The sequence below is a fragment of the Caulobacter segnis genome (genome assembly GCF_023935105.1).
Taxonomy (GTDB): Bacteria; Pseudomonadota; Alphaproteobacteria; order Caulobacterales; family Caulobacteraceae; genus Caulobacter; species Caulobacter segnis_B.
This window is the reverse complement of the sequence record NZ_CP096040.1, coordinates 445,494-470,728: the sequence shown is the minus strand read 5'-3', so window position 1 is coordinate 470,728 and position 25,235 is coordinate 445,494. Positions and strand designations below refer to the sequence as shown.

The following is a 25,235-nucleotide window of genomic DNA, read 5'->3' as shown; positions in this document are numbered from 1 at the left end:
AGGGGCCCGCCGGAGCGATCCGGCGGGCTTTCTTTTTGGTCGGGACGCTGGATAAGCTCGCGCCATGCTGCGCCGCCTGACCCTCGCCTTCGCCCTGCTCGCAACCGCCGCGCAAGCCGGCGAGCGCTATGTCTCGATGGGCAGCTCGTATGCCGCCGGGCTGGGGATCGCGCCGTATCAGGAGGGCGCGCCGGCCCGCTGTACGCGTTCGACGCGGAACTACGCCAGCCAGCTGGCGGCCCGGCGCGGCCTGACCCTGGTCGATGTCGGCTGCAGCGGGGCCAGGACCTCGGCGATCCTCCAGCCGTGGGGCGAGCTCCCGGCCCAGATCGACGCGGTGACGGCCGACACGACGCTGGTCACCGTCACCATCGGCGGCAACGACATCGGCCTGGTCGGCGGCCTCTACGGCGCCTCGTGCCGCCAGCGGGGCGAGGCCAGTTGCGCGCCGGCGACCGCCCCGACCGAGGCGGATTACGCGGCGCTGAAGACCGCCATGACCGGCCTCGTCGCGGCGATCCGCGAACGGGCGCCGAAGGCCGGATCGTGCTGGTCGAATATCCGACCATCCTGCCGCCCCAGGGCGTATGCGCCGCCACGCCGCTGACCGGGGCGGACGCCGACGCCGCCCGGACCAAGGCCGCGCGCCTGCTGTCGATCACCCGAGAGGCGGCGACGGCCGGCGGGGCGAGCGTCATCGCCGCGTCGGAGCTCAGCCGAGGGCATGACGCCTGCGCGGCTCAGCCCTGGATGAACGGTTATCCGGCCCCGCCGGGCGGCGCGCCCTATCATCCTAACTTGGCGGCGATGACCGCCATCGCGGACACCTTGGACGCCGCCCTGCCCCGCTAGAGCGCGGCTTCGATCAGGCGCGGGCCGGGTGTGGCCATGGCGCGGGCGAAGGCGTCGTCGAAGGCCTCGGCCGTCTCGGCGCGCTCGGCCGTCATGCCCATGCCCCGGGCCACCGAGACCCAATCGATGCGCGGATCGCCCAGGTCGAGCAGTCGCGAGGCCGCCGGTCCCGGATTGCCCGCGCCGGTGCGACCCAGCTCGATGCCGAGGATGCGATAGGCGTGGTTGGCGAAGACGACCACCGTGACGTCCAGCTTTTCGCGGACGATCGTCCACAGGCCCTGCACCGTGTACATCCCGGCCCCGTCGCCGGTCAGGGCCAGCACCTTGCGGTCCGGACAGGCCACCGCCGCGCCGATCGCCAGCGGGATGCCCTGGCCGATCGCGCCGCCGGTCAGGGACAGCCAGTCGTGGGCGCGGGCGGCGCGGGTCTGGGTAAAGATCGGCAGGCCGGCCGTCACCGCGTCATCCGAGATCACCGTATCCGCCGGCATGTGCCGCGCCACCGAGGCGCCGATGGCCCAGGGGTCCAGGCGGCCAGCCGGGACGTCCGGAATGACCAGGGCCTCGACCGCCCCCGCCGCCGGCGCGCCGACCGCGTCGGCCAGGGCGACGAGGGCGGCAGCCGCGTCGACCTCGCGGCCACACAGGGTTTCGACCGAGCAGCCTTCCGGCACGAGCACGCTGGGGCGATCGGGATAGGCGAAGAAGGCGACCGGCCGCTGGGTGGCGACCAGCACCATCAGGTCGACGCCCTCCAGGTCCTTCAGGGCCTGCTCGGCGAAATAGGGCAGCTTGTCGGGTCGAAAGCGGCCCTCGCCCCGCGCCTGACGGGCGGTGAACGTGTCGGTCAGCACGCGGACGCCATGGGCCGCCAGCCGGCCGGCGGCGGCCAGAGCCACCTCGCCGCAGGCCCCCGATCCCAGCAGCAGCACGGGCTTCTTCGCGAAGCCCAACGCCTTGGCGACAGCCTCGACGGCGGTCTTGTCGGGCCGCTCGAAGCCAGGCGGCGTCACGACCGGCCCCTTCACCGTCGCCGCGTTCCAGGCCGCGTCGGCGGGCAGCACCAGGCAGGCGTTGCCGCCGGGCGCGCCATAGCTTGCGACGATCGCCTCGGCGGTCAGGGGGCCGACGCTGTCGGCGCTCTCGGCCGACTTGACCCAGACCGAGTTGGGCGCGGCCAGGGCGGCGATGTCGCTGTTCAGCGGCGCGTCGAAGCCCCGGTGATAGGTGGCGTGGTCGCCGATCACGTTCACTATTGGGGTGTACGCTCTCCGGGCGTTGTGCAGGTTGGCCGCGCCGTTGGCGTAGCCGGGACCCAGGTGCAGCAGGGTGCAGGCGGGCTTGCCGGCCATGCGGCCATAGCCGTCGGCGGCGCCGGTCGCCACGCCCTCGAACAAGCACAGGACCGAGCGCATGCGCGGCTCGCGGTCCAGGGCCGAGACGAACTGCATCTCGCTGGTGCCGGGATTGGCGAAGCAGGCGGTGACGCCGTTGTCGGCGAGGGTCGTGATCAGGGCGTCCGCGCCGTTCATGGTCTTGTTCTCCACGCCGCCAGGCGAGCCTTGCCTCTTGTCTCCGACATTTCGGCATGGGTCTCAACACGATTGCGTCGAGGACGACAGTCGTCGCAGTCTGATCGAAAGAATCGGGGAGAAAACGCACCATGAAGGCCATGGGCCCGGCCGCGCGCTGGACGCTGCTCGCCTCGGCGGTCGCCGGTGTCAGTTACGTCGCGACCTGGGGCCTGGACCTGCCGCCGATGGTCGAGACGATATGGAAGGGCGCCGGCGTGGGCTTGCTGGCGATCCATGCGATGATCCGGGCCAGGAGCCTGGACGGTTGGCTTCTGGTCACCGTCATGGCCTTGGGCGCGGCAGGCGACGTGCTGCTCGAGACCCACGGCCTGACGGTCGGAGCGATCGCCTTCCTGCTGGGTCATATCGTCGCCGTGGCGCTGTACCTGCGCCATCGGCGGCGCGCGTCGCTGCGCCCGCTGTTCCTGATCCCGACGGTGACGGCCGCCGCCTGGATGCTGCCGCACGACCGCGCCGCCGCGCCGGAGATCGCCGTCTACAGCGTCTTCCTCTCGGCCATGGCCGCCGCGGCGCTGAACAGCGACTTCTCGCTGAAGACGGTCGGTCGCGGGGCGCTGATGTTCGTGCTGTCGGACCTCTTGATCTTCGCCCGCCTCGGACCGCTGCCCGACACCCTGGCGACCGGCCTGGCGGTATGGGGGCTGTACTATTTCGGCCAGATGCTGATCTGCCTGGGCGTGGGCCAAAGGCTGGAGCCTAGAACCGCATGACGCCGGCGTCGGGCGTCTCGGCGAACAGCCGCGCCAGCTGTTCCGACCGGCGATCGCGGGCCAGGGCCTGGTTGATGTAGCCCTTGTCGGTCAGCTCGCCGCTGGCCGCGTCGGGCGCGCCGTCCAGGATCAACGCCCGTGCGATCTTTCCTGTCCCGCCCTTGGCGTCGAGATTGAACCGCCGCAAACGCTCGGCGATCGCCGTCGGCGCCTCAGCGCCGAAGGCCTCGCAGGCCTTGGCGTCGAGGAACAGCATCAGGCCGACGCCCGCCTGGCCTTCGCCACAGACGATGGCGTCAGAGACCAGCCCGCCGATCGCCGACACGGCCGCCACACGCAGCGCCCCAGCCGCGACGAAGGCGCCGCTGGCCAGCTTGAAGTTCTCCACGAGCCGTCCGTCGAAGACCAGGCCCGCCGACGGATCCTCGGGATCGGCCAGCCGCGCCGCGTCGCCCAGCCGGTAGAAGCCGTCCTCGTCGAAGGCCTGGGCGGTCGCCTCGGGTTGATCAAGATAGCCTGGCGAGACCTGCGGCCCCTTGACCCGGATCTCGAACTTGCCGCCGTCGCCCGCGGGAACCAGCTTCACGGCCGTGCCCGGCGTCGGCAGGCCGACCATGCCCGAGCGGGCGTTCAGCCAGTGGATGTTGCAGGCCGTCGGCCCGGTCTCGGTCGCGCCATAGCCGGCCGCGAAGGTGATCCGCTGGCCGATCGTGCGCACCGCCACGGCCTGGACGCGGTCCAGGATCGACTGGGCCATCGACGCCCCGCCGTATTGCAGCACCCGGACCTTCTCGAAGAACTTGGCGGCCAGCGCCGCATCGCGCTCCAGCTCGCCGACGAACATCGCCCAGCCGGCCGGGACCATGTTGTGATAGGTCGTGGCCACCTCGGACAGGTTTCGCACCGTCTCGCCGAAGCGTCCAGGCACGGGCTGGCCGGCGTCGATGTACAGCGTCCCGCCCCGGTGCAACACCATGTGCAGGATGGCGTTGGCGCCCAGGCTGTGGCTCCAGGGCGCTGAATTGACCAGCACCGGCGGCTCGGGATCGGCGTAGCAGCCTTGGATCTGGGCCGCGTTCAGCGCGATGTTGGCGTGGGTGCAGACCACCGCCTTGGGCCGCCCAGTCGAGCCCGAGGTCAGCAGCAGCTTGGCGACGTCGTCGGGCCGGGCGACGGGTTCGACCGGCGCGCTGTTCAGCAGGTCCGCGAAGGCGATGTCGCCGGGCCGCGCGTGGCAGCTGACCACTACGGGCAGACCGGCCAGGAACGGTGCGGCCAGGGCGTCGCCGAACGCCTCGGCGTCGTCGGCATAGACAGCGGCGGGCTTCAGCCGGTCGACGGCGTGGTGCAGCCGGGTCAGATCCGCGCCCTTCAGGCCATACTGCGGCGAGACCGGCGCGGCCGGCGCGCCCAGGCTCATGGCGGCATAAGCGATCAGGGCGTGGTCGATACCGTTACGCGCCAGGATCAGCAGCGGCGCGCCGCGCGACAGTCCAAGCCTGGCCAGCCCCCGGCCAGCGCCTCCACCCGATTTCGGGCCTGGGCGTAGGTCACCGTGCGCCAGCCGTCGCCGTCCCGTTCCGCCAGCCACAACCGGTCCGGGGCTTCGACCGCCCAGCGCGCCAGCGGCGCGGTCGTGGTCCTCACCGCGTCCGAATAGGGCATGGGATTGCGCAGGATCAGGGTGTCGCCGCGCCGATCGACCTCCAGCGCGCGGGGCGCGTAGCGAGCGTCGCGGAAGGGCGCGGTGTTGAGGGGCGATCCGTCCATATCGTCAGTTATGTCGCGTGTCATACAGGTGTTCAACACGGCTTCGCCGCTTCACACGGAGACCGAGCCAATGGAGGGGCCGCGGCCCTGAAAGCCCCCTCGACATTTTTCGCCCTCCCCTGTCGAATCCCGCCGAGCCGGCGCGTCTCTCAGGTCGAAGCGCCGCGATGGCCGCGCGCTCACGGGAGACGAAGTGATGCAATACGCCCTGCTGATCTACGAGAACGAAGACCTCTATCGCACCGGCGAAGGTCGCGCCCTGGACGGGATCATCGCCGCCCATCAGGCCCTGGCCGGCGAACTGGCGGCCCAGGGAATCCTGAAGGGCGGCTCGGGCCTGAAGACCGTCGACACCGCCACCACGGTGCGCAAGACCGGCGGCCAGCACGCCCTGCACGACGGTCCCTATGCCGAGGCCCGCGAACAGTTGGGCGGCTTCTATCTGGTCGAGGTTCCCGACCTGGACGCGGCTCTGGCCATCGCCCGGCGCATCCCCTTGGCCGGCGACGGCGCGGTCGAGGTCCGCCCCGTCATCGACGAAGATTGAGGGCGCTCGACCAAACGGTGCGGGCGGCTGGGGCGCGCATCGTGGCCGCCCTGGCCGCGACCTTCCGCGACCTCGACCTGGCCGAGGAGGCCTTCGCCGAGGCCTGCGCGCGGGCCGCCGCCGTCTGGCCGGCGGCCCCGCCCTGGACCCTGCCGCCTGGCTGTACGCCACCGCGCGGCGCCGGGCCCTGGATATGATCCGCAGGCGGAACGTCCGCCAGCGCCTGGCGCCCGACGCGCCCGAACCGGAGGCCACAGCTGAGGATATCCTGGCCTCGGACGACCGGCTGATCCCCGACGAGCGGCTGCGGCTGATCTTCATCTGCTGCCACCCGGCCGTCGCGCCCGAGGCCCGCGCCGCCCTGACCCTGCGGCTGGTTTGCGGCCTTTCAGTTCCCGAGATCGCCCGCGCCTTCCTGGTCGCCGAGCCGGCCATGTTCCAGCGCCTGACCCGCGCCAAGAAGAAGATCGCCGAGGCCGGGGTGTCGTTCGAGGTTCCCGGCCCCGAGGCCTGGCCCGAACGCGTGGAGGCGGTGCTGTCGACGCTGGAAGTGGCCTATGCCCGCGCCCACGAGGACGCCGCCGGCGCCGGCCCCACGCCGGCTACGCCCGCGAGATGCTGGACCTGACGGCGGTGCTGGCCGAGCTGCTGCCCGAGGAGCCGGAGGCCCTGGCCTTCGCCGCCCTGGTCCGCTTCGCCGAGGCGCGACGGCCCGCGCGGCTGGACGCCGAGGGGGCCATGGTTCCGCTTTCCGAGCAGGACCCCGCCCTGTGGGTCCGGCCCTTGATCCGCGACGGCGACGCCCTGCTGCGCCGGGCGGCGCGGCTGAACCGACCCGGCCCGCGCCAGCTGCGCGCGGCCCTGCACGCGGCCTGGAGCTTGCGGCGTTCACTGGCCGAGCCACCACCATGGTCGGCGATCCTGGCGCTGTACGACCTGCTGCTGGCGTGGCGCGAGGATCCGTTCGCGCGGCTGAACCGCGCCGTGGCCCTGGCCGAGGCGGCCGGGCCCGCCGTGGCGCTGGCCGAGATCGAGGCCTTGGACGGCGTTCGACTGGCGGACTTCCAGCCCTATCACGCCGTGCGCGCCGATATGCTGGCGCGGCTGGGCCGGCGCGACGCGGCGCGGGCGGCCTATGATCGGGCGATCGACCTCGCGCCGGGCCCGGCCGAGCGGCTGTGGCTGCTCCGCAAGCGCGAAGGGCTTTAGCGGGCCAGGGTTTCTAGGAAACGCACCGGCTCGCCGCGGCCTTCGGCGACGATCTCGTCGTCGCGCATGACCACGATGCCGCGCACGATGGTCGCCTTGGGCCAGGCCTTGGCCTCGAAGCCGTCGAACGGGGTCCAGCCCGAGCGGGTGGCCATCCAGTCGTGGGTGATGACCCGGCGGGCCTTCATGTCGACGATGGTGAAGTCGGCGTCGAAGCCCTCGGCGATGCGGCCCTTGTCGGCCAGCCCAAACACGCGGTTGACGCCATGGCTGGTCAGGTCGACGAAGCGCTCGAGGCTGAGCTTTCCGTCGACCACGTGGGTCAGCATGATCGGCACCAGGGTCTGGACGCCGGGCATGCCCGAGGGCGAGGCGGGATAGGGCCGGGCCTTTTCCTCGCGGGTGTGGGGGGCGTGGTCCGAGCCGAGGACGTCGGCGATGCCGGCCTCGATGCCGCGCCAGACGCCGGCCACGTGATCGGCCGAGCGGATCGGCGGGTTCATCTGGGCGAAGCCCTTCAGGCGCTCATAGGCCTCGGGGGCGACCAGGGTCAGGTGCTGGGGCGTGACCTCGACGCTGGCGACGTCCTTATTCTGAGCCAGGAAGTCGATCTCTTCCTTGGTGGTCACGTGCAGCACGTGGATGCGCTTGCCCAGGGACTTGGCGATGCGCACCAGGCGGTGGGTCGACTGCAAGGCGGCCTGGGCGTCGCGCACCTCGGGGTGGCTGGTCCAGTCGCCGGGCCGGGCCAGCGCGCGGCGCTCGGCCAGGCGGTATTCGTCCTCGGAGTGGAAAGCCGCGCGGCGGTTGACGTGGCGCAGCACGTTCTCGACGCCCTCGTCGTCCTGCACCAGCAGGCTGCCGGTCGAAGCGCCCATGAACACCTTGATGCCGCAGCAGCCCGGCAGGCGCTCCAGCTCACCCAGGAACTCGGCGTTCTCGTGGGTGCCGCCGACATAGAAGGCGTGGTCGGTGTGCATGCGGTTCTTGGCGCGCGAGAGCTTGTCGGCCAGGGCGTCCGGGTCGGTCGTGGTCGGCTCGGTATTGGGCATCTCGAAGACGGCGACCACGCCGCCCAGGGCCGCGCCGCGCGAGCCGCTTTCCAGGTCTTCCTTCCACTCCAGGCCCGGCTCGCGGAAGTGGACCTGGCTGTCGATCACGCCCGGCAGGACGGTGAGGCCCTTGGCGTCGAACACCTCGCCGGCGCTGGCCTGGCCGAGGTCGCCGATGGCGACGATCTTGCCGTTCCGCACGCCGATGTCGGTGATCCCCCGCCCCGCGTGGTTGACCACCTCGCCGCCACGCACGATCAGGTCGAAGGTCTGGGTCATGGGGGGGCTCCTGGCGAGGGGTTTCAGCGGGTCTAGGTCCGGCTTACGTCCCAAGCAACCCAGAAAACATGGCCTTCCTCGCCCCTGTGGCGAGGACCCATCGTTCAGCGGGCAAGTCCTTGATCACGCCACGCTCATCGGAGGCGGCGCCATGGGTCCTCGCCACAAGGGCGAGGAAGGCGGAATTAGTTGGTATCGCGTTCTGGAACGCGCTCTTCCTCAACCGCCTCTTCTTGCGGCGAGACCTCTTCCACCGCGTCGACGACCGGCTCCGGCGCGGCCGCGGCCTCGACAGCCTCTTCCGCGATCGCCTCTTCGACCACCGCCTCCGGCTCGGTCCGCGCCAGCAGCGCCTTGGCGGCCTTGACCACGGTGGCCACCGGCAGGTCGCTCATGTGGCGGATGGCCTGGGAGAGGTCCGGGTCGATGGCCACGAACTGGTCGAAGGCGCGGGGCCCGCGCACGGCCTCGGCCTTGTCGCCCCAGGGGCCGTAGCGGCGCTCGTCCGACGGGCCGAACAGGCCGATGGTCGGGGCCCCGGCGGCGGCGGCGATGTGCATCAGCCCCGAGTCGTTGCCGATGAACAGCCGCGCCCGCTTGAGGCAGGCATAGGCGGTCAGCAGGTCCACCTTGCCGGTCAGGTCGATGGTTCGGCCGCGCGCCGAGGCCATGCGCAGTTCCTCGACCATGCGGGTGTCCTCCGGACCGCCCAGGATCAGCAGGCGCCCGCCGGCCATCGGGCCGTCCTTGTCCAGGAGCTGGGCCGCCGTCTGGGTGAAGCGCTCGATCGGCCAGACCTTGCCGATCCAGTTCGAGGCCGGCCCCATGGCCAGGATCGGGCCGCCGTCGCCCAGCAGCTCATCGGCCAGGGTCTGCACTTCGGGCGTGATGTAGAGGTGAGGCGCGGGCGGATCGCCCTCCAGCTTCAGGGTGCGGGCGGCGTCGACCACCTTGTGCACGACCTCGCCTGGCAGCTTCTTCCAGATCGCCCGCTTGTCGCGGCGCAGGAAGAGAGCCGTCGCGCTGCCGCGCAGGTCGACGACCAGGCCCCACTTCCTGTGGCGCACTTGCCGCCAGAGCTTGAACCAGTGGCCCTTGCCCTTCCCCTTGGCCTTTTCCATCACGATCACGCGGTCCAGGCCCGGCACATGGGCGAACAACGGCGCCGCCAGCGGGCCGGCGACGATGGTGAAGCGCGCGTTGGGGATTTGCTCGGAGAGAAGCTTGATCAAGCCGGACGAGAGCACCGCATCGCCGATGCGTGTGGCCGTGATGAAGAGAATCGGGAAGGCCCGCTGTGTCATCGGTCCATCTATAGGCCGGTCGGCGAGTCGGCGCATCCCACGTTAACAGTTCAGCTTTCCGTCTTTTCGGGGACTGGCGCGATCGTCGCCTCGGCGCCACATCTGCGGGTATGAACTCGTCGACTGTCGCCCATCTCGCCTCCCGCGCCGTCATCGCCGTCTCCGGTCCGGACTGGCGAAGCTTCCTGCAGGGCCTGCTGACCCAGGATGTCGAGACCCTGGCGCCCGGCGCGCTGCGCTTCGCGGCCTTGCTGACGCCCCAGGGCAAGCTGCTCTACGACCTGTTCGTGGCGGGAACGGAAGATGGCGCGCTGCTGGACGTCGCGGCCGAGCACCGGGCGGCGATCCTGACGCGGTTGACGATGTACCGCCTGCGGGCCAAGGCGACGCTGGAGGCCAGCGACCTGCCGGTGTTCGCCGTGTTCGGCGGCGAGGTCGCGGGCGAAGGCCTCTATGCCGATCCCCGCTTGCCGGGCCTGGGCGCGCGGGCCTATGGCGAGCGTCCGGCCAACGCCGATGAGGACGCCTACGAGGCCCACCGCCTGGCGCTGGGCGTGCCCGGCCCCGCCGACTGGGGCAGCGAGGCGAACTATCCGATCGAGGCCGACTTCGACCTCTTGGCCGGCATCGACTTCAAGAAGGGCTGCTTCGTCGGCCAGGAGACCACCAGCCGCATGAAGCGGCGCGGGACGATCAAGACCCGCATGCTGCCGATCACCTTCGAAGGCCCCGCCCCGGCCTTCGGGACCGAGGTTCTGGCGGGCGAGCTTCGGGCCGGCGAGGTGCTGAGCGGCGGCGACGGCCGGGCCATGGCCCTGCTGCGCCTGGACCGCATCGAGGACGCCGCGCTGAGCGTGGAGGGTCGGCCGGTGCGCGTCGACCGTCCGACCTGGATGGCCTAAAGGGATTTTTGTTCCCGAAAAGTTCTGCTAGCGTCACCGCATGACCGAGATCGCGCGCTGCACCTGGAAGGGTATGAACGGGGACCCGTTCTACGAGGCCTATCACGACCACGAGTGGGGCGTGCCCGAGTGGGACAGCCGCGCCCTTTGGGAAAAGCTGGTTCTGGACGGGTTCCAGGCCGGCCTGTCTTGGATCACCATCCTGCGCAAGCGCGAGGGCTTCCGCGCCGCCTTCGCCGGCTTCGATCCGGAGAAGGTCGCCCGCTTCGACGAGACCGACCGCGCCCGGCTGATGGCCGACGCCGGCATCATCCGCTCGAACGGCAAGATCGACGCGGCCATCTCGGGCGCCCGCATCTATCTGGACATGCGCGAGCGCGGCGAGGACTTCGGGACGTTCCTGTGGGACATGGTCGGCGGCGCGCCGATCCAGAACCAGTGGCGCGCGGGCGAGGTCCCGGCCCAGACGCCGCTCGCCGTCGACATGGCCAAGGCCTTGAAGGCCAAGGGCTTCAAGTTCTGCGGCCCGGTGATCGTCTACGCCTTCATGCAGGCCACCGGCCTAGTCAACGATCACCTGACGACCTGCTATCGCCACGAGGAATGCAAGGCGCTGGCCAAGCGCTAAGGGGCGTCACCCGCCGCCCGTCTCGACCAGCTCTTCCATGAACAGCGCCATCAGCGCCGAGTGGGTGCGGACCCCGGCCTTGGCGTAGACGCGGGCGAGCTGGGCGCGGACGGTGCCGGGGGCCGCACCGCGCAAGGCGGCGATTTCGGCGACGTCGCAGCCCTTCAGGGCGAACAGGGCGACGTCGGCCTCCGCGACCGTCAGCCGCCAGTCGGCGAAGCGCAGCCGCGCCAGATCGGCCAGGGCGCCCCGGGCGGTGGCGACGGCCGCTTCGTCCTGGCGGGCCCGCAGGACCAGCCAGCGGATCTGGGCCGCCCCGAACAGCACGCCGGCCAGCAGGGCCATGGCCGCCCCGCCCTCGACCAGGAGGTGCGAACCCAGACCGCCGGCGCGGAGGTCGCCGGTGACGTCGACCAGGAAGAAGATGGTCGCGGCGAGCTGCAGGATCACGACGACGATCATCGCCGTGGTCCTGCGTTCGAGAGCGTGTCGCCGTTCGATCATGATGGGCCGGAATGACACCCTGATAGGTATTGAGCTCGGACCCTAGCGTCCTCCGGGAAGCATCGCTATGACGATCCGCCGGCCGCTGCGCCGGGTCTCGAAGACGACGCCGGCGATGTGCAGCACGATCAGCCCATAGAGCAGGTTGACCGCCGTCTCGTGGATCTCGGCCAGCGGGCCTTCCTCGTGCTCCTCGCCGGCCTCGCGTCCCTCTTCCCGCCCGTCTTCCTCGCGGGCGCTGTCGCGCTCGAGGCGTTGCGTCGCGGAGGCCGGCTGCGCGGCGTGCGACCCGGATTCCGGCTTCGCGGGCGCGCTGGCCATCAGCACGCCCGTGACGACGATCACCCCGAGCACGCTCCAGATGGCATAGACCATCAGGGCGCCCAGCGGATTGTGCGAGGCGTGCTCGACGCGCTTGCCGGCGGCGATCTCGCGGATATGCGCCAGGGCGCGGGCGGGGCTGGGCGGGAACGCGGTGAATCGGGCCTCGGCCGGGCCGATGACGCCCCAGATGAGCCGCAGGGCCAGGGTGGCGGCCAGGGCGTAGCCGACCCAGACGTGCGGTCCCGATCCTTCCTCGGTGACAAGGCCATTGACCAGAATGGCCGCGACGATCCCCCAGTGGGTCAGCTTGATGACCGGATCCCAGCGGCGCGGCGGGATGACGCGTTCAGTCGCGGTCATGGCGGCGCTCCCCATCGTGCTTCTTCTCGTGGTTCTCGCCGTGCTTGTCGTCGTCGTCCCTGGCGGCGTGACGAGCCGGACGATCGTCGGAGGTCTTGGCCGCCGGCGGCTTTGCGGCCTTCGTCGTGGGCGCGGCGACCTTCGGCGGGGCCGGCTTGGCCTCGTCCGCCAGGACAGGGGCGGCGAAGGACAGGATCAGAAGGCTGGCGCCCAGGGCGGAGAGCTTGGTCATTGGCGGTTCTCCCGTGCTGATGACGAGGGAGAGCTGCGCCCGTCCAACCGGCGGAGCCATTGGCGCTGGGCTTATACGCCGGCCGATAAGCAGTCGCTTACGGAGCGCTCGCCGCCGACACGCGGCAGCTCCAGCCATCCCAAGGGCCGCCCGCCGGGCCCAGATTGATCGCCGCGAAGATCATCCTGCCGCCGGGTGGGATGGTCCCCTCGGCCACGGCCGAAACCTCGCCGGCCAAAACCTCGCCGGCGGGGCGCCCCGGCGGGTCATCCGGCAGGCCAGGCGCGGATTGGCGATCGCCAGGCCCGAAAGGTTGGTCGCTCCGCCGGTCAGCAGAACATCGCCCGCCTTGTTCCGGTCGGCCTTCACCCGGTCCAGCGCCAGGTAGCGCTCCGGATGGGCCCGGACCAGGGCCGGGTCGGGCAAGGCCGTCCGGACCAACTGGGCGGGCCTCGGCTTAGGCAGCGGCGCCTCGTCAGGCCGGGTCACGGCGGTCAGCATCGCACCGCCCACGAACACCAGGATGAAGACGCTCAGCCCCCGGATCGGCGTGGCCACGATCGGCCAATCGGCCTTGGGCCGGAACACGAAGAAGAACGCCACGGCCGAGGCGATCAGCCACAGCAGCGGCACGGCGTTGGTCAGCAGCGTCATGGACGATCCCCCGGTCCCATTCCTCTAGGGCCAGCCGAGCCGGGCTTCCAGAGCTTTAAGGCCGCTGACTGACCCGCACCCAGTCGACCTCCATCGTCGCCGGCAGCGCCGCCTCGTCGATCCCCTTGGCGTTGGCGCCCTCGGGCCAGCGGCCGCCGAACGCAAGGTTGAGGATCAGGTGGAAGGGCTGGTCGAACGGCGCGGGCCCCGCGACCTGGTCGTCGCGCTTCCAGTCCGCCGCCTCGGCCCGCGCGTACCGCCGCCCGTCCACGAACCAGGTGATCGCCTCGGGCGTCCACTCGACCGCATAGACATGGAAGCCGTCGCTGGAGACCGGCATCGGCGTGCTGTTGCTGACCTGCCGGTGCGTCCCGGCCGCGTCGCCCGCGAAATGGATCGTGCCGAACACCCGGTTCTCGCGGCCGCCCTCGCAGCCGTCACAGGGCGCGCCCAGGTTCACGGTCTCGAGAATGTCGATCTCGCCCGACTTGGGCCAGCCGCCATAGGTCGAAAGCTCGGGCATCATCCAGATCGCCGGCCACACGCCCTGGCCGCCGGGGACGCGGGCCCGCGCCTCGACGCGGCCATAGAGCCAGCTGGCCTTGCCCTGGGTCAGGATCTTGCCCGAGGCGTAGTCGCCGGTCTTCATCGGCCCCGTCGGACCGGCCCACGGATTGGCCAGCCCTCGGGTTTTGCGCTTGATCGCCGTCAGCCGCAGGACGCCATCCTTGACCGAGACCGTCTCGGGATCGACGGCGTAGCACTGGCGCTCGTCATTGCCCCCGCCGCCGCAGTCGGCGGCGTAGGTCCACTTGGTCTCGTCCAGCCGGTCGCCGTCGAACTCGTCCGACCAGACCAACCGCCAGCCGTCTTGGGCGTGGGCCGGGACGGAGGTCAGCACCAGGGCGGCGACGGCGGCGATCGTCTTGAAGGTCATGAGGCCATCCAAGCAGGCCGCCGCCGAATTCCCAAGCGTCAGCAGTCTCCGGGCTTAGTGGGACGCATGTTCCAGCTCGGCCCAGCCCGCGTCCAGCCACGCCGGCGCCAACCGCCGCGCGCCGGAGGCGCTGAGATGGTCGTCGTCGAAATAGATCGGCCGGCCATCCAGCATCGCCGCGCAGCGCCCGCTCCGGCACAGGGTCTCGGACGGAAACACCGCCGCCACGCCGGGTCGATCCTGGATCGCGGCGCGGATCGCGTCCTCGGCCGGGCCGGCGCGCGACAGCGGCAGGTCGGCGGCGACGCTGGCGCAGACCTCGGGCCGCCCGCCCAGCTGGCGGACCTGGCCCAGGCACTCGGGCGCGCCCAGGGTCAGCTCCGGGAACGGCCCGACGATCAACACCCGGACGTTCGGATTACGGCGGGCGATCGCGTCCAACGTGGTCCTCAGCGACGTGGTCAGCGACGGCTTGTACCCCGGTCGCCCCACCACCTCGACCGTGACGCGGGGCGAATTGACGTCATAGAACGGCGGCGCGCCACGATAGAGCGGCCAGCGTCCGGACAGGATCACCAGCTTCAGCCGCCGGTCCGAAGCGATCCGGTCCAGGGCCTGGTCGGCGGTCGGGGCGCAGTCCAGGGCGAAGCGGTTGGTGATGCGGACCTTCAGCCCGACCATCGGCGGGCAGCCGCTGCGCGCCGTCTCGCGGACGCTCCAGCCCCGTCGCCGCGCCCACTCGACCACGCCTGGCGTCAAGGCGTCGGCGTGGGAGTCGCCCCAGACCATGACGTCCTCGCCCGGCGCGTCGAGCCCGGCGCCGAACCGGCACTCATCACCCTGGCCATGCTCTTCCAGGCAAGCCTCGCGGGCCGGATTGACGTCGGTCTCCTCTAGGTCGGCCAGGGCCTTGGCCTCGGATGAAAGGCGGCCCGGCAGGCCGTGGGTGAAGAACAGCAGGGCGCCCACGGCGATCGGCGCCAGCACAGGCGCGAGCATCAGGCCCAGGCGTCGCCAGGGACGCTCGACGGGCCCGCGCCGGAACGTCTGCTCGACGAAGCGCCAGGTCAGGACGGCGAGGCCCAGCGCCAAGCCGACCAGACACAGGCGCTGGAACAGGCTCAACGGCTGCTGGGCGACGTCGGCGGCCAGCACCAGCAGCGGCCAGTGCCACAGATAGAGGGAATAGGAGACCCGCCCCAGCCCGACCACCGGCGGCAGGCGCAGCACGGCCAGTCCCGGCGTCGCGCCCGAACCGCTCCACACCAGCAGCGCAGCGCCGATGACGACGGGAACCGCCGAGACGCCTGGAAAGGCGCTGGCCTCGTTCAGCAGAACCAGGCTGCCGGCGATCATCAGGCCGCCGATGACGCCGGCCAGATTGACCGTCGTTCGGTCCCCGGGCGGCTTGACCAAGCCCAGCGCCAGGGCCCCACCGGCCAGGAACTCCCACGCCCGCATCGGCAGGCCGAAGAACGCCCAGACGCTGGTGACCATCGCCTGGGCCAGGACCAGCGAGCCCAGCAGCAGGACCAGCGCCAGACCCGCCCGCATCCCTCGCGTGGACTTCAGCGACAGCAACGCGATCACGGCCGGCCAGACCAGGTAGAACTGCTCCTCGACGCCCAGCGACCACAGGTGCAGCAGCGGGTTCTGCTGGGGTCCGGGCGCGAAGTAGCCGGCGGTCTGGGCGAACAGGATATTGGCCAGGAACAGCCCCGAGGCCGCCGTCGCCGCGCCGGTCTGGGCCAGCAGCCTGGGCATCTCGATCCAGGCGGCCAGGGCGGCGGTGACCAGGGTCACCAGGATGTAGGCCGGCACGATCCGCCGCGCCCGGCGCAGGTAGAAGCCGCCCCACGAGAACGTCCCCGCGTCCCGCGCCTGGGCGATCAGTCGGGTGATCAGGTAGCCGGAGATGACGAAGAACACGTCCACCCCGACGAAACCGCCGGGCAGCAGGGCCGGAAAGGCGTGATGAATGACGATGGCCGCGACCGCCACGGCGCGCAGGCCGTCGATGTCGCGCCGATAGCCTGGCTGGATGGTCATGCCGCCCCTCGAATTACAGCCGTAATCAAGAGCGGGGCGGCAGGTCGGCGTCAAGCGGATAATTACGGGCGTAAACTTCGATCATTCTTCCCCACTCTGGCGAAGCGGCCTAAACAGCGGCCATGCGCGTCGGGCCCGACATGATGCTGGAGCTGGCCTGCGGACAGGGTCCTGTCTGCGGGGTGGACGAGGCCGGGCGCGGCCCTTGGGCCGGGCCGGTCAGCGCGGGGGCGGTGATCCTGGATCCCGACCGCGTCCCCAAGGGCCTCAACGACTCCAAGAAGCTCTCCGCCAAGGCCCGCGCGGCCCTGGAAGAAGAGATCAAGGCCGTCGCCATCTCGTGGTGCGTGGGCATGGCCTCGATCGAGGAGATCGCCGAGCTCAACATCTTGCACGCCGCCGGCCTGGCCATGCGCCGGGCGGTCGAGGGCCTGTCGGTGAAGCCGGCCTTCGCCCTGGTCGACGGCAATTACCGCTTCGCCCTGCCGTGCGAGGTCAAGACGGTGGTCAAGGGCGACAGCCTGTCGTGCTCGATCGCCGCCGCCTCGATCCTGGCCAAGGAGGCCCGCGACCGGATCATGGTCGAGATGGACGCGCTCTATCCCGGCTACGGCTTCGCCGGTCACAAGGGCTATCACGCCCCGGTCCACGTCGAGGGCCTGATCCGCCTGGGCCCCTCGCCGATCCACCGTCTGGGCTGGGCGCCGGTCAAGGCCGCCCTGGCCGGCGAACTCGTGATCAACGCCGAGCTAGATCTTTGATCGCTCACAAGATTTGAGTCCCATCAGACTCAAATAGTCGCCTTCGGGTCGAGTTAACACCCCGGTAACCACGTCCATACACACCGCGTTTACCAGTAAGACTCATGATTCCGCTCTCTTTCTTGAGGACGCGGGTCATGAAGTTCGGGCCGGAAACCATCATCCTGGGCGACTGCATCGAGCAGATGAACGCCCTGCCGGAGAAGTCGGTCGACCTGATCTTCGCCGACCCGCCCTATAATCTTCAGCTGGGCGGCGACCTGCTGCGCCCCGACAATTCCAAGGTCGACGCGGTCGACGACCACTGGGACCAGTTCGAGAGCTTCGCCGCCTACGACAAGTTCACCCGCGAGTGGCTGAAGGCCGCTCGCCGTGTGCTGAAGGACGACGGCGCGATCTGGGTGATCGGCAGCTATCACAACATCTTCCGCGTCGGTGTCGCCATCCAGGACCTGGGCTTCTGGATCCTGAACGACATCGTCTGGCGCAAGTCCAACCCGATGCCCAACTTCAAGGGCACCCGCTTTGCGAACGCGCACGAGACCCTGATCTGGGCGTCGAAGAGCCAGAACGCCAAGCGCTACACCTTCAACTACGACGCCCTGAAAATGGCCAATGACGAGGTGCAGATGCGCTCGGACTGGACCATCCCGCTGTGCACCGGCGAGGAGCGCATCAAGGGCGCGGACGGCGCCAAGGCCCACCCGACCCAGAAGCCGGAAGCCCTGCTGTACCGCGTGATCATGTCGACCACCAAGCCGGGCGACGTGATCCTCGACCCGTTCTTCGGCGTCGGCACCACCGGCGCGGCCGCCAAGCGCCTGGGCCGCAAGTTCATCGGCATCGAGCGCGAGGCCGAATATCTGGACCACGCCAAGGCCCGCATCGCCAAGGTCGTGCCGATCGCGCCGGAAGACCTGGACGTCATGGGCAGCAAGCGCGCCGAGCCGCGCGTGCCGTTCGGCACCATCGTCGAGGCCGGCCTGCTGTCGCCGGGCGACACCCTGTACTGCGCCAAAGGCAATCACGCCGCCAAGGTCCGTCCGGACGGCTCGATAACGGTCGGCGACCTGTCGGGCTCGATCCACAAGATCGGCGCCCTGGTCCAGTCGGCCCCGGCCTGCAACGGCTGGACCTACTGGCACTTCAAGACCGACGCCGGCCTGGCGCCGATCGACGTCCTGCGCGCCCAGGTCCGCGCGGGAATGAACTGAGACACCGCCTGTGGGGCGAGGCGTCGGCGTAGATCGACGGTCGGAAGCGCTGTGGGAGGCGCTCTCCGGCCGATCCGGATGACGGATCGCCTTCCCGCTCGCGCTGGCTAGATCAACCGGTCGCCCGCTCTCGCCGCTTTCAGGAACACGCTGGGCAGGGCGCCCAGACCCTCGCGCGGGGTCCAGACGAAGTCGGGGCGGCTTTCGTCGCCGCGCGCCACGAACACCCGCAGCGTCAGCGAGAAGTGGGTGAAGACGTGCTCCACCGTCCCGAAGTCGCGCCAGGGGCGGGAACCGGGGCGGCGACCACGGCCTCGGCGTCGGAAAACGGCTCGGCCCGCCAGTCGCTGGTCGGCAGGCCCAGCATGCCGCCCAGCAGCCCCTTCGGCGGGCGGCGGACCAGGGCCATCTCGTCACCGCGGGTCAGCACATAGGCGACGCCGTGGCGGCGGGGGCGATCGGCCTTCCTGGTCTTCCGGGGATAGGTCTCCGGCGCGCCCGTCGCGTGGGCCTGGCACCAGTTCGAGATCGGGCAGCGGTCGCACAGCGGCGACTTCGGTTTGCAGACCGTGGCCCCCAGGTCCATCAGCGCCTGGGCCCAGTCGCCCGGCCGATCGTCGGTGACGAGGTCGGCGGCCAGGGCCTTCAGCTCGGGCTTGGCGTCGGGAAGCGGCGTCTCGACCGCGAACAGCCTGGCCATCACCCGCTCGACATTGCCGTCGACGACATTGGCGGCGCGGTCGAAAGCGATCGCGGCCACGGCGGCGGCGGTATAGGCGCCCACGCCCGGCAAGGCCCGCAGCCCCTCCTCGGTGTCCGGAAACAGCCCGCCGTGGTCGCTGGCCACCGCTCGCGCGCAGGCCAGCAGGTTGCGAGCCCGGGCGTAGTAACCGAGCCCCGCCCAGGCGGCCATCAGCTCGCCGTCCTCCACCGCGGCCAGGTCCGAGACCGTCGGCCACCGCTGGGTGAAGCCCAGAAAATAGGGCGTGGCGTGCGGCACGGTGGTCTGCTGCAGCATCACCTCCGACAGCCAGACGCGGTAGGGGTCGCCGCGCACGCCCGCGCGGCGGTCGGCGGGCGAGACGCGCCAGGCCAGGTCGCGGGCCTGACGGTCGTACCAGGCCAGCAAGGCCGAACGGAGCGCGTCACGGTGTTTCATCTTCCCTCGCCTACCGCGAAGGCCGGGCCTCGTGCTAGCCTGGAAACATGGTCCGCCGCCCCCTGCCCACGCCGGAAGAAGCCCTCGCGATCCTGCGGAGCAAGCGCACGAAGCCCCAGTTCCGCGCGCCGCCGCCCGCCGGCAAGAACCTGGCGCCGCTGCTGAGGGAGCTGGAGACCCGCTTCGGCCAAGGTCCCGCCGTCCTGCAGGCCCGCTGGCGCGAGATCGTCGGCGACACGCTGGCGCGTCGAACCGAGCCCGTCCGCATCATCAAGGGCCGCAACGGCGAGGGCGGCGCGCTGGAGCTGCGCGTCGACGGTCCGGTCGCCTCGCTGATCCAGCACCAGGCCCCGCAGATCACCGCCCGGCTGGACATGCTGCTGGGCAAGGGCGTGGTCACCCGCCTGCGCATCGTCCAGGGCCCTGTGAAGGCCGCCGCCGCGCCGGTCCAGCAACGTCCGCGCCGCAAGCCGCCGCTGGACGCGGCGCAGGAAAAGCAACTCGCCGACAGCCTGGCCGAACAGCCCGATGGCGCGCTGAAACAGGCGCTGCTGAAGCTGGGTCGCGGGGTGCTGCGGTCCCAGCGCTGAGCCGGTTGACAACCTGCGTCCAGTCAAGCTCTTGAGACCCGTCAACGTCGCGCCTTTTTCGCTCGCTAGCGAGAATCGGGCTTAACTTCTCAATCGACCGCCGAAGGGCCAATTCATGCGTTCGCTGATCACCCGCATCACCCTCGTCGCCGCCCTCGCGGCCAGCCTCGCCGCCTGCGGCCCCAAGGGGACAAAGGTCACCGCCGAGGACATGAGCCTGGGCAACCCGAACGCCAAGGTGACGGTGGTCGAATACGCCTCGGTCGCCTGCCCGCACTGCGCCAAATGGAACGCCGAAGTCTTCCCGGCCTTCAAGGCCAAGTACATCGACACCGGCAAGATCAACTACGTCGCCCGCGAGGCCCTGACCGGCGAGCCGACCCTGGCCAACGCCGGCGCCATGCTGGCCCGCTGCGCCGGCAAGGATAAGTACTTCCAGGTGACGGACGCCCTCTACAAGGCCCAGACCAACATCTTCCAGACCGGCGACATCCGCGGCGAACTGCTGATCATCGCCCGCTCGGCCGGCATGAGCGAGGATCAGTTCAACAGCTGCCTGAGCGACGAGAACGCCGCCAAGTCGGCCCAGCGCATCGAAAACCAGATGAAGGCCGACAAGATCCAGGGCACGCCCACCTTCATCGTCAACGGCAAGAAGGTCGGCGGCGAGGAGGGCGGCGAAGCCACCCTGGCCCAGCTGGACGCCGCCATCGCGGAAGCCTCGAAGTAATGACCCTGGACCGGCGCGCGCTGATCGTTTCCGGCCTGGCCTTAACAGCCAGCGCCACGGTGGCGCGCGCCGCGCCCTGCCGCCCGTCCCCGGCGAGATGCTGATGGGCTCGCCCAAGGCGCCGGTCCAGCTGGTGGTCTACGCCTCGGCCAGCTGTCCGCACTGCGCCCACTGGTGGACGACCGAGCTGCCGCAGGTTCGCAAGACCTTCATCGACACCGGCAAGGTGCGCCTCGTCTTCCGCGAATTCCTGACCCCGCCGGAGGCCTTCGCCGCAGCGGGCTTCATCCTGTCGCGCCGCATTCCTGGCAAGTACTTCGAGGTCCTGACCACCGTCTTCCAGAAGCAGGCGGACATCTATCGCACCGAGCAGCTGTACGAAGGGCTGGCGGCGATCGGCAAGCAGTACGGCCTGACCGACGAGCAGTTCAAGGCGACCATGAGCGACGCCGCCGCCCTGAAGGCGGTGAACGAACGCAACGCCAAGGCCATCGATGACGGCGTCGAGAGCACGCCGACCTTCTACGTCAACGGCGCGCCCATCGTGGGCGACATCGGCTTCGCCGCCCTGTCCAAGGCCTTCGCCACCGCGGCGAAGGGCTAAGGGACCAGAGGGGACCGCCTCCGTGCAGTTCCAGCGCCTCCGCCTCTCGGGCTTCAAGTCCTTCGTCGAGCCGACCGAGTTCCGGATCGAGCCGGGGCTGACCGGCATCGTCGGTCCGAACGGCTGCGGCAAGTCGAACCTCCTGGAAGCCCTGCGCTGGGTGATGGGCGCCAACTCGGCCAAGGCCATGCGGGCTGGCGGCATGGACGACGTCATCTTCGCCGGCAGCGGGGCAAGGCCGCCGCGTAACCACGCCGACGTCGCCCTGACCATCGACAACGCCGACCGCACGGCCCCGGCCCAGTTCAACGACGACCCGGTGCTGGAGGTCGTGCGCCGCATCGATCGCGGGGCCGGCTCGACCTACAAGATCAACGGCCGCGAGGTGCGGGCCCGCGACGTCCAGCTGCTGTTCGCCGACGCCTCGACCGGGGCCAACTCGCCGGCCCTGGTCCGCCAGGGCCAGATCAGCGAGCTGATCGGCGCCAAGCCGCAGAACCGCCGCCGCATCCTGGAAGAAGCCGCCGGGGTCTCGGGCCTGCACACCCGCCGCCATGAGGCCGAGCTGCGCCTGCGCGCCGCCGAGGCCAATCTCTCGCGCCTGGAGGACGTGGCGCGCGAGCTGGAGACGGCTCTGAACCGCCTGCGCCGCGAGGCCCGCCAGGCCGAGAAGTACAAGCGCCTGTCCTCCGAGATCCGCGCCGTGCAGGGGGCCGTGCTCTACACCCGCTGGACCGAGGCGCGCGACACCCTGGAGCGCACCCAGCGCGAGGCCACCGAGGCCGCGCGCCTGGTCGAGGACACCGCCCGCGCCAGCGCCGCCGCCCAGGTGGCGATCACCGAGGCAGAGGCCGCCATGCCGCCGCTGCGAGAAGAGGCGACGATCGCCCAGGCGATCCTGGGCCAGCTGGCCATCCAGAAGGACCGCGCCGAGCGCGAGGCCGAGGCGGCCGCCGCCGAGTTCGAGCGGCTGAAGACCGACCTGTCCCGCATCGACGACGACCGGGCCCGCGAGCAGCAGACCAAGGACGACGCCGCCGCCGCGCTCTCGCGCATCGACGCTGAACTGACGGAGGTCCGCGCCCTGGTCGCCGCCGCGCCGGAACGGGGTCCCGAGCTGGAAGCTGCCGCCAAGACCGCCGAGGCCGCCCGCGCCGCCGCCGAGACGGAGGTCGAGCAGCTGGCCGCCCGCGTCGCCGCCGAGGAGGCCCAGTTCCGCGCCGCCGCCGCCCGGCTCTCGGAAGCCGAGGCCCGCGCCAACCGCACCAACCGCGCCCTCGACCAGGCCAAGGCCGAGCGGGCCGCCGTCGGTCCGGAGATCGACCCGGCCGCCGCCGACGCCCGCCAGCGCTTCGCCAACGCCGAGACCGCCCTGGCCGCAGCCCGCGCGGCGCTGGAGGAAGCCGAGAACGAGCGCGTGAAGGCCGCCGAACAGGAGGCCCAGGCCCGCCAGCTGGCCCGCAATGTCGAAGACCAGCTGGGCCGCCTGCGCACCGAGGCCCGCGGCTTGGCCCAGCTGACCGCGCCGCGCACCAAGAGCGGCCACGCCCCGGCCCTGGACAGCGTGGCGCCCGACAAGGGCTATGGCGCGGCCCTTGCGGCGGCGCTGGGCGACGACCTGGACGCGGCCCTGGACGCCAAGGCGCCCTCCTACTGGGGCGGAGCCGAGGCGCCGGCGCCCGCCTGGCCGGACGGGGCCCAGCCGCTGGCGCCGCTGGTCAAGGCCCCGCCGGCCCTGGCGGCCCGCCTCTCGCACGTCGCCGTCGTGGCCCGCGCCGACGGCGATCGGCTGCAAGCGACGCTGAAGCCCGGCATGCGGCTGGTCTCCAAGGAAGGCGACCTGTGGCGCTGGGACGGCTTCGTGGCCCGCGCCGACGCGCCCAAGCCCGCCGCGGTGCGGCTGGAGCAGCGCACCCGCCTGGCCGAGGTCGAGGCCGAGATCGACGTCATGGCTCCGCGCGCCGAGGCCACGGCCGCCGCCCTGAAGACCGCCGCCGACCGCATGCGCGCCGTCGAGGAGCTGCTGCGCGACAAGCGGCGCGGCCCGCCCGACGCCGAGCGCTTGTTGAACGGGGCCCGCGAGCAGGTGGCCAAACATGAGCGCGAGCAGGCTCTGCGCGCCGCGCGGGCCCAGTCGCTGGACGACACCATCGCCCGCTTCGAGGCCGAGAAGGCCGAAGCCGACGAAGCCTTGACCGTCGCGCGCGAAGCCCACGCCGCCGCCCAGACCTCGGGCGACCTGCAGCCCCAGCTGGCGCAGGCCAGACAGGCCTCGGCCCAAGCTCGCGAGGCCGCCAGCGCCGCGCGCACCGCGCTCGACGTCGAGACCCGCGAGCGCGCCGGTCGCCAACGCCGGCTGGAGAGCCTGGACCGCGATCGCGGCGACTGGGCCAGGCGCGCCGAGACCGCCAGCAAGCGCACCGAGTCCCTGGACGGCGACCGCGTGAAGGCCGCCGCCGCCCTGGAGGCCGCCCGCGAGGCGCCGGCCGCCTTGCGGGAGAAGCTGGTCGTCCTGCTGGACGAGTTCGCCGCCGCCGAGGCGCGCAGGTCCAAGGCCAGCGACGCCCTGGAGACGGCCGAGACCACCCGCCTCAACGCCGACCGGGCCGCCCGCGCGGCCGAGCAGGCCGCCGGCGAGGCCCGCGAGAAGCGCGCGGCCCTGGTCGCCCACCTGGACGGGGCCCGTCAGCGTTTCGCCGAGGTCGCCTCGGCCATCCGCGAGCAGGCCCGCATGGAGCCCGAGGAGCTGGGCCGCCATGTCGCCGGCGAGGCCGTGGCCGTCCCGAAGGACGCCGCCGGGGTCGAGGCCCACCTGTTCGCCCTGGAACGCGAGCGCGACGCCATCGGCCCGGTGAACCTGCGCGCCGAGGAAGAGGCCCAGGAATACGCCGGCCGCCTGGAGATCATGCGCACCGAGCGCGCCGACCTGTCGGGCGCGGTGACCAAGCTGCGGGCCGGCATCGAGGAGCTGAACGCCGAGGGGCGCGAGCGCCTGCTGGCCGCCTTCGACGTGATCAACGCCAACTTCCAGACCCTGTTCCAGGCCCTGTTCGGCGGCGGCCAGGCTGAGCTGAAGCTGATCGAGAGCGAGGACCCGCTGGAGGCGGGCCTGGAGATCTTCGCCTGCCCGCCGGGCAAGCGCATGGCCAGCATGAGCCTGATGAGCGGCGGCGAGCAGGCCCTGACCGCCAGCGCCCTGATCTTCGGCGTCTTCCTGGCCAATCCGGCCCCGATCTGCGTGCTGGACGAAGTCGACGCGCCCCTGGATGACGCCAATGTCGACCGCTACTGCAACATGCTGGACGAAATGCGCCGCCGCACCCAGACCCGCTTCATCGCCATCACCCACAACCCGGTGACCATGAGCCGGATGGACCGCCTGTTCGGGGTGACCATGGCCGAGCGCGGCGTCAGCCAGCTGGTCAGCGTCGACCTGTCGACCGCCGAGAAGCTGGTCGCGGCGTAACTAGAATCCGATCGCCTGCCGGATGGGATTGGCTGGGTCGGCCAGCAGCTTGATAGCCATGGCGCACGAGATCACCACCAGCAGCGGCCGGATCAGCTTGGGCCCGAAGCGCATCGCCAGGCGCGAGCCCACCTGGGCGCCGATGAAGGCGCCGGCGGCCATGGCCAGGCCCATCGGCCAGACGACCGCGCCCTTGAGGATGAACAGGGCCAGGCTGCCCAGATTGCTGGCGGCGTTGGCCAACTTGGTGTGGGCGGTCGCCTTCAGCACGCCGTAGCCCAGCAGGGTGACGATCGCGACCATGTAGAACGCCCCCGCCCCCGGCCCGAAGATCCCGTCGTAGAAGCCGACCAGCGGCGCGACGAAACAGGCGAACGGGATCAACGCCATGCGCGGGGCGACGTCCTCGGTCTTGAGGGCGCGCGAAAAGCCGAAATAGAGGGCGATGGCGATCAGCAGCACGGGCACGATCGCCCGAAGCAGCTGCGGCGACAGCAGGCTGGCGCAGAGCGCGCCGCACAAGCCCGCGACGGCGGCCCCGACGGCGACCGGCAGGGCGGTCTTCCAGTCGATCAGGCCGCGCCGGGCGAAGGCGCTGGTCGAGGAGATGGCGCTGATCGCGCCTTGCAGCTTGTTGGTGCCCAGGGCCTGGACCGGTGACAGGCCGGCCAGCAGCAGGGCGGGCAGGGTCACGAGTCCGCCGCCGCCGGCGATGGCGTCGAGCGCGCCCGCGAGGGCGGCGACCACGAACAGGCTGGCGAGAACGTCCAGGTGAACCATCAGCGGCTCATGGTCCCGTT

22 protein-coding genes and 3 pseudogenes are annotated in these 25,235 nt (G+C 71.1%); 13 read left to right on the top strand and 12 right to left on the bottom strand.

Annotated features, from left to right (window positions below; genetic code table 11):
• Positions 1 to 64: 64 nt before the first annotated feature.
• Positions 65 to 607 carry a GDSL-type esterase/lipase family protein gene (locus MZV50_RS02415; protein WP_252632838.1) on the top strand — a complete coding sequence of 181 codons (543 nt, stop codon included), beginning with the start codon at positions 65 to 67 and terminating at the stop codon, positions 605 to 607.
• On the top strand, positions 547 to 852 hold the full coding sequence (locus MZV50_RS02410; RefSeq protein ID WP_252632837.1) for a hypothetical protein: 306 nt from the start codon (positions 547 to 549) through the stop codon (positions 850 to 852). The genes MZV50_RS02415 and MZV50_RS02410 overlap by 61 nt, the downstream gene beginning before the upstream one ends.
• On the opposite strand, the gene MZV50_RS02405 is transcribed toward MZV50_RS02410, so the two are convergent.
• Positions 849 to 2,387, bottom strand: a complete 1,539-nt coding sequence (locus MZV50_RS02405) for an acetolactate synthase large subunit (RefSeq protein ID WP_252632836.1) — start codon at positions 2,385 to 2,387, stop codon at positions 849 to 851. The genes MZV50_RS02410 and MZV50_RS02405 overlap by 4 nt on opposite strands.
• 131 nt (positions 2,388 to 2,518) lie before the next feature.
• On the opposite strand from MZV50_RS02405, the gene MZV50_RS02400 reads away from it, so the two are divergent.
• Positions 2,519 to 3,160 (top strand): lysoplasmalogenase, encoded by a 642-nt coding sequence (locus tag MZV50_RS02400; RefSeq protein WP_354668920.1) that lies wholly within the window; start codon positions 2,519 to 2,521, stop codon positions 3,158 to 3,160.
• Here MZV50_RS02400 and MZV50_RS02395 read toward each other — a convergent pair.
• Positions 3,147 to 4,930, bottom strand: a pseudogene (locus MZV50_RS02395) (feruloyl-CoA synthase). The gene MZV50_RS02400 and the pseudogene MZV50_RS02395 sit on opposite strands and share 14 nt — an antisense overlap.
• Positions 4,931 to 5,126: 196 nt before the next feature.
• On the opposite strand from MZV50_RS02395, the gene MZV50_RS02390 reads away from it, so the two are divergent.
• Both MZV50_RS02390 and MZV50_RS02385 read left to right on the top strand, forming a co-directional pair.
• Positions 5,127 to 5,477: a YciI family protein gene (locus MZV50_RS02390; RefSeq protein WP_252632835.1), complete on the top strand. Its 351-nt coding sequence runs from the start codon at positions 5,127 to 5,129 to the stop codon at positions 5,475 to 5,477.
• Positions 5,474 to 6,686 (top strand): annotated as a pseudogene (locus MZV50_RS02385) (RNA polymerase sigma factor). The gene MZV50_RS02390 and the pseudogene MZV50_RS02385 overlap by 4 nt, the downstream one beginning before the upstream one ends.
• Here the strand turns inward: MZV50_RS02385 and MZV50_RS02380 are convergent.
• Both MZV50_RS02380 and MZV50_RS02375 read right to left on the bottom strand, forming a co-directional pair.
• A complete protein-coding gene (locus tag MZV50_RS02380) occupies positions 6,683 to 8,017 on the bottom strand; it encodes a dihydroorotase (protein ID WP_252632834.1) in 1,335 nt (444 codons plus the stop codon). The pseudogene MZV50_RS02385 and the gene MZV50_RS02380 sit on opposite strands and share 4 nt — an antisense overlap.
• Positions 8,018 to 8,202: 185 nt before the next feature.
• Positions 8,203 to 9,321, bottom strand: coding sequence for a glycosyltransferase family 9 protein (locus tag MZV50_RS02375; protein WP_252632833.1), 1,119 nt, complete (start codon positions 9,319 to 9,321; stop codon positions 8,203 to 8,205).
• Between the two features lie 110 nt (positions 9,322 to 9,431).
• On the opposite strand from MZV50_RS02375, the gene ygfZ reads away from it, so the two are divergent.
• Together ygfZ and MZV50_RS02365 are read left to right on the top strand one after the other, a co-directional pair.
• Positions 9,432 to 10,223 carry a CAF17-like 4Fe-4S cluster assembly/insertion protein YgfZ gene (gene ygfZ / locus MZV50_RS02370; protein WP_252632832.1) on the top strand — a complete coding sequence of 264 codons (792 nt, stop codon included), beginning with the start codon at positions 9,432 to 9,434 and terminating at the stop codon, positions 10,221 to 10,223.
• A 40-nt stretch (positions 10,224 to 10,263) separates the two neighbouring features.
• Entirely contained in the window at positions 10,264 to 10,851 is a 588-nt protein-coding gene (locus MZV50_RS02365) for a DNA-3-methyladenine glycosylase I (RefSeq protein ID WP_252632831.1), read from the top strand.
• Positions 10,852 to 10,857: 6 nt separating this feature from the next.
• Here MZV50_RS02365 and MZV50_RS02360 read toward each other — a convergent pair whose 3' ends face one another.
• From MZV50_RS02360 to MZV50_RS02335, 6 genes are all read right to left on the bottom strand, one after another.
• Positions 10,858 to 11,355 (bottom strand): helix-turn-helix transcriptional regulator, encoded by a 498-nt coding sequence (locus MZV50_RS02360; protein WP_252632830.1) that lies wholly within the window; start codon positions 11,353 to 11,355, stop codon positions 10,858 to 10,860.
• 42 nt (positions 11,356 to 11,397) lie between these two features.
• Positions 11,398 to 12,039, bottom strand: coding sequence for a cytochrome b/b6 domain-containing protein (locus MZV50_RS02355; protein ID WP_252632829.1), 642 nt, complete (start codon positions 12,037 to 12,039; stop codon positions 11,398 to 11,400).
• Positions 12,026 to 12,271, bottom strand: a complete 246-nt coding sequence (locus tag MZV50_RS02350; RefSeq protein WP_252632828.1) for a hypothetical protein — start codon at positions 12,269 to 12,271, stop codon at positions 12,026 to 12,028. The genes MZV50_RS02355 and MZV50_RS02350 overlap by 14 nt, the downstream gene beginning before the upstream one ends.
• 180 nt (positions 12,272 to 12,451) lie before the next feature.
• Positions 12,452 to 12,925, bottom strand: a complete 474-nt coding sequence (locus tag MZV50_RS02345; RefSeq protein WP_252632827.1) for a hypothetical protein — start codon at positions 12,923 to 12,925, stop codon at positions 12,452 to 12,454.
• A 55-nt stretch (positions 12,926 to 12,980) separates the two neighbouring features.
• A complete protein-coding gene (locus tag MZV50_RS02340; protein WP_252632826.1) occupies positions 12,981 to 13,862 on the bottom strand; it encodes a glycoside hydrolase family 16 protein in 882 nt (293 codons plus the stop codon).
• Positions 13,863 to 13,916: 54 nt separating this feature from the next.
• Complete coding sequence (locus MZV50_RS02335; RefSeq protein WP_252632825.1) at positions 13,917 to 15,911, bottom strand: acyltransferase family protein; 1,995 nt, start codon at positions 15,909 to 15,911, stop codon at positions 13,917 to 13,919.
• 122 nt (positions 15,912 to 16,033) lie between these two features.
• Here MZV50_RS02335 and MZV50_RS02330 point away from each other — a divergent pair, with 122 nt between their 5' ends.
• Together MZV50_RS02330 and MZV50_RS02325 are read left to right on the top strand one after the other, a co-directional pair.
• The gene (locus MZV50_RS02330; RefSeq protein WP_252632824.1) at positions 16,034 to 16,672 is read left to right on the top strand and encodes a ribonuclease HII; all 639 of its coding nucleotides are present in this window, start codon (positions 16,034 to 16,036) and stop codon (positions 16,670 to 16,672) included.
• Positions 16,673 to 16,809: 137 nt separating this feature from the next.
• Positions 16,810 to 17,886 carry a site-specific DNA-methyltransferase gene (locus tag MZV50_RS02325; protein WP_252632823.1) on the top strand — a complete coding sequence of 359 codons (1,077 nt, stop codon included), beginning with the start codon at positions 16,810 to 16,812 and terminating at the stop codon, positions 17,884 to 17,886.
• A gap of 107 nt (positions 17,887 to 17,993) precedes the next feature.
• On the opposite strand, the pseudogene mutY reads toward MZV50_RS02325, so the two are convergent.
• A pseudogene (mutY, locus tag MZV50_RS02320) lies at positions 17,994 to 19,045 on the bottom strand (A/G-specific adenine glycosylase).
• A gap of 47 nt (positions 19,046 to 19,092) precedes the next feature.
• On the opposite strand from mutY, the gene MZV50_RS02315 reads away from it, so the two are divergent.
• The 4 genes from MZV50_RS02315 (at position 19,093) to smc (ending at position 24,435) form a co-directional block, all read left to right on the top strand.
• Entirely contained in the window at positions 19,093 to 19,635 is a 543-nt protein-coding gene (locus MZV50_RS02315) for a DUF721 domain-containing protein (protein ID WP_252632822.1), read from the top strand.
• A 115-nt stretch (positions 19,636 to 19,750) separates the two neighbouring features.
• A complete protein-coding gene (locus MZV50_RS02310) occupies positions 19,751 to 20,365 on the top strand; it encodes a DsbA family protein (RefSeq protein ID WP_252632821.1) in 615 nt (204 codons plus the stop codon).
• Positions 20,366 to 20,468: 103 nt separating this feature from the next.
• Positions 20,469 to 20,969, top strand: a complete 501-nt coding sequence (locus MZV50_RS02305; RefSeq protein ID WP_252632820.1) for a DsbA family protein — start codon at positions 20,469 to 20,471, stop codon at positions 20,967 to 20,969.
• Between the two features lie 22 nt (positions 20,970 to 20,991).
• The gene (gene smc, locus MZV50_RS02300; protein ID WP_252632819.1) at positions 20,992 to 24,435 is read left to right on the top strand and encodes a chromosome segregation protein SMC; all 3,444 of its coding nucleotides are present in this window, start codon (positions 20,992 to 20,994) and stop codon (positions 24,433 to 24,435) included.
• Here smc and MZV50_RS02295 read toward each other — a convergent pair whose 3' ends face one another.
• On the bottom strand, positions 24,436 to 25,215 hold the full coding sequence (locus tag MZV50_RS02295) for a TSUP family transporter (protein ID WP_252632818.1): 780 nt from the start codon (positions 25,213 to 25,215) through the stop codon (positions 24,436 to 24,438).
• Positions 25,216 to 25,235 lie beyond the last annotated feature (20 nt).

Bases quoted from the DNA above. Each gene is read 5' to 3' on its own strand.
- MZV50_RS02375 (WP_252632833.1), bottom strand. From the start codon at position 9,321: ATGACACAGCGGGCCTTCCCGATTCTCTTCATCACGGCCACACGCATC.
- MZV50_RS02310 (WP_252632821.1), top strand. From the start codon at position 19,751: ATGCGTTCGCTGATCACCCGCATCACCCTCGTCGCCGCCCTCGCGGCC.
- MZV50_RS02365 (WP_252632831.1), top strand. From the start codon at position 10,264: ATGACCGAGATCGCGCGCTGCACCTGGAAGGGTATGAACGGGGACCCG.
- MZV50_RS02360 (WP_252632830.1), bottom strand. From the start codon at position 11,355: ATGATCGAACGGCGACACGCTCTCGAACGCAGGACCACGGCGATGATC.
- MZV50_RS02330 (WP_252632824.1), top strand. From the start codon at position 16,034: ATGCGCGTCGGGCCCGACATGATGCTGGAGCTGGCCTGCGGACAGGGT.
- MZV50_RS02380 (WP_252632834.1), bottom strand. From the start codon at position 8,017: ATGACCCAGACCTTCGACCTGATCGTGCGTGGCGGCGAGGTGGTCAAC.
- MZV50_RS02340 (WP_252632826.1), bottom strand. From the start codon at position 13,862: ATGACCTTCAAGACGATCGCCGCCGTCGCCGCCCTGGTGCTGACCTCC.
- MZV50_RS02355 (WP_252632829.1), bottom strand. From the start codon at position 12,039: ATGACCGCGACTGAACGCGTCATCCCGCCGCGCCGCTGGGATCCGGTC.
- MZV50_RS02390 (WP_252632835.1), top strand. From the start codon at position 5,127: ATGCAATACGCCCTGCTGATCTACGAGAACGAAGACCTCTATCGCACC.
- MZV50_RS02335 (WP_252632825.1), bottom strand. From the start codon at position 15,911: ATGACCATCCAGCCAGGCTATCGGCGCGACATCGACGGCCTGCGCGCC.
- MZV50_RS02400 (WP_354668920.1), top strand. From the start codon at position 2,519: ATGAAGGCCATGGGCCCGGCCGCGCGCTGGACGCTGCTCGCCTCGGCG.
- MZV50_RS02415 (WP_252632838.1), top strand. From the start codon at position 65: ATGCTGCGCCGCCTGACCCTCGCCTTCGCCCTGCTCGCAACCGCCGCG.
- MZV50_RS02315 (WP_252632822.1), top strand. From the start codon at position 19,093: ATGGTCCGCCGCCCCCTGCCCACGCCGGAAGAAGCCCTCGCGATCCTG.
- MZV50_RS02325 (WP_252632823.1), top strand. From the start codon at position 16,810: ATGAAGTTCGGGCCGGAAACCATCATCCTGGGCGACTGCATCGAGCAG.
- MZV50_RS02295 (WP_252632818.1), bottom strand. From the start codon at position 25,215: ATGGTTCACCTGGACGTTCTCGCCAGCCTGTTCGTGGTCGCCGCCCTC.
- MZV50_RS02350 (WP_252632828.1), bottom strand. From the start codon at position 12,271: ATGACCAAGCTCTCCGCCCTGGGCGCCAGCCTTCTGATCCTGTCCTTC.
- MZV50_RS02405 (WP_252632836.1), bottom strand. From the start codon at position 2,387: ATGAACGGCGCGGACGCCCTGATCACGACCCTCGCCGACAACGGCGTC.
- MZV50_RS02305 (WP_252632820.1), top strand. From the start codon at position 20,469: ATGGGCTCGCCCAAGGCGCCGGTCCAGCTGGTGGTCTACGCCTCGGCC.
- ygfZ (WP_252632832.1), top strand. From the start codon at position 9,432: ATGAACTCGTCGACTGTCGCCCATCTCGCCTCCCGCGCCGTCATCGCC.
- MZV50_RS02345 (WP_252632827.1), bottom strand. From the start codon at position 12,925: ATGACGCTGCTGACCAACGCCGTGCCGCTGCTGTGGCTGATCGCCTCG.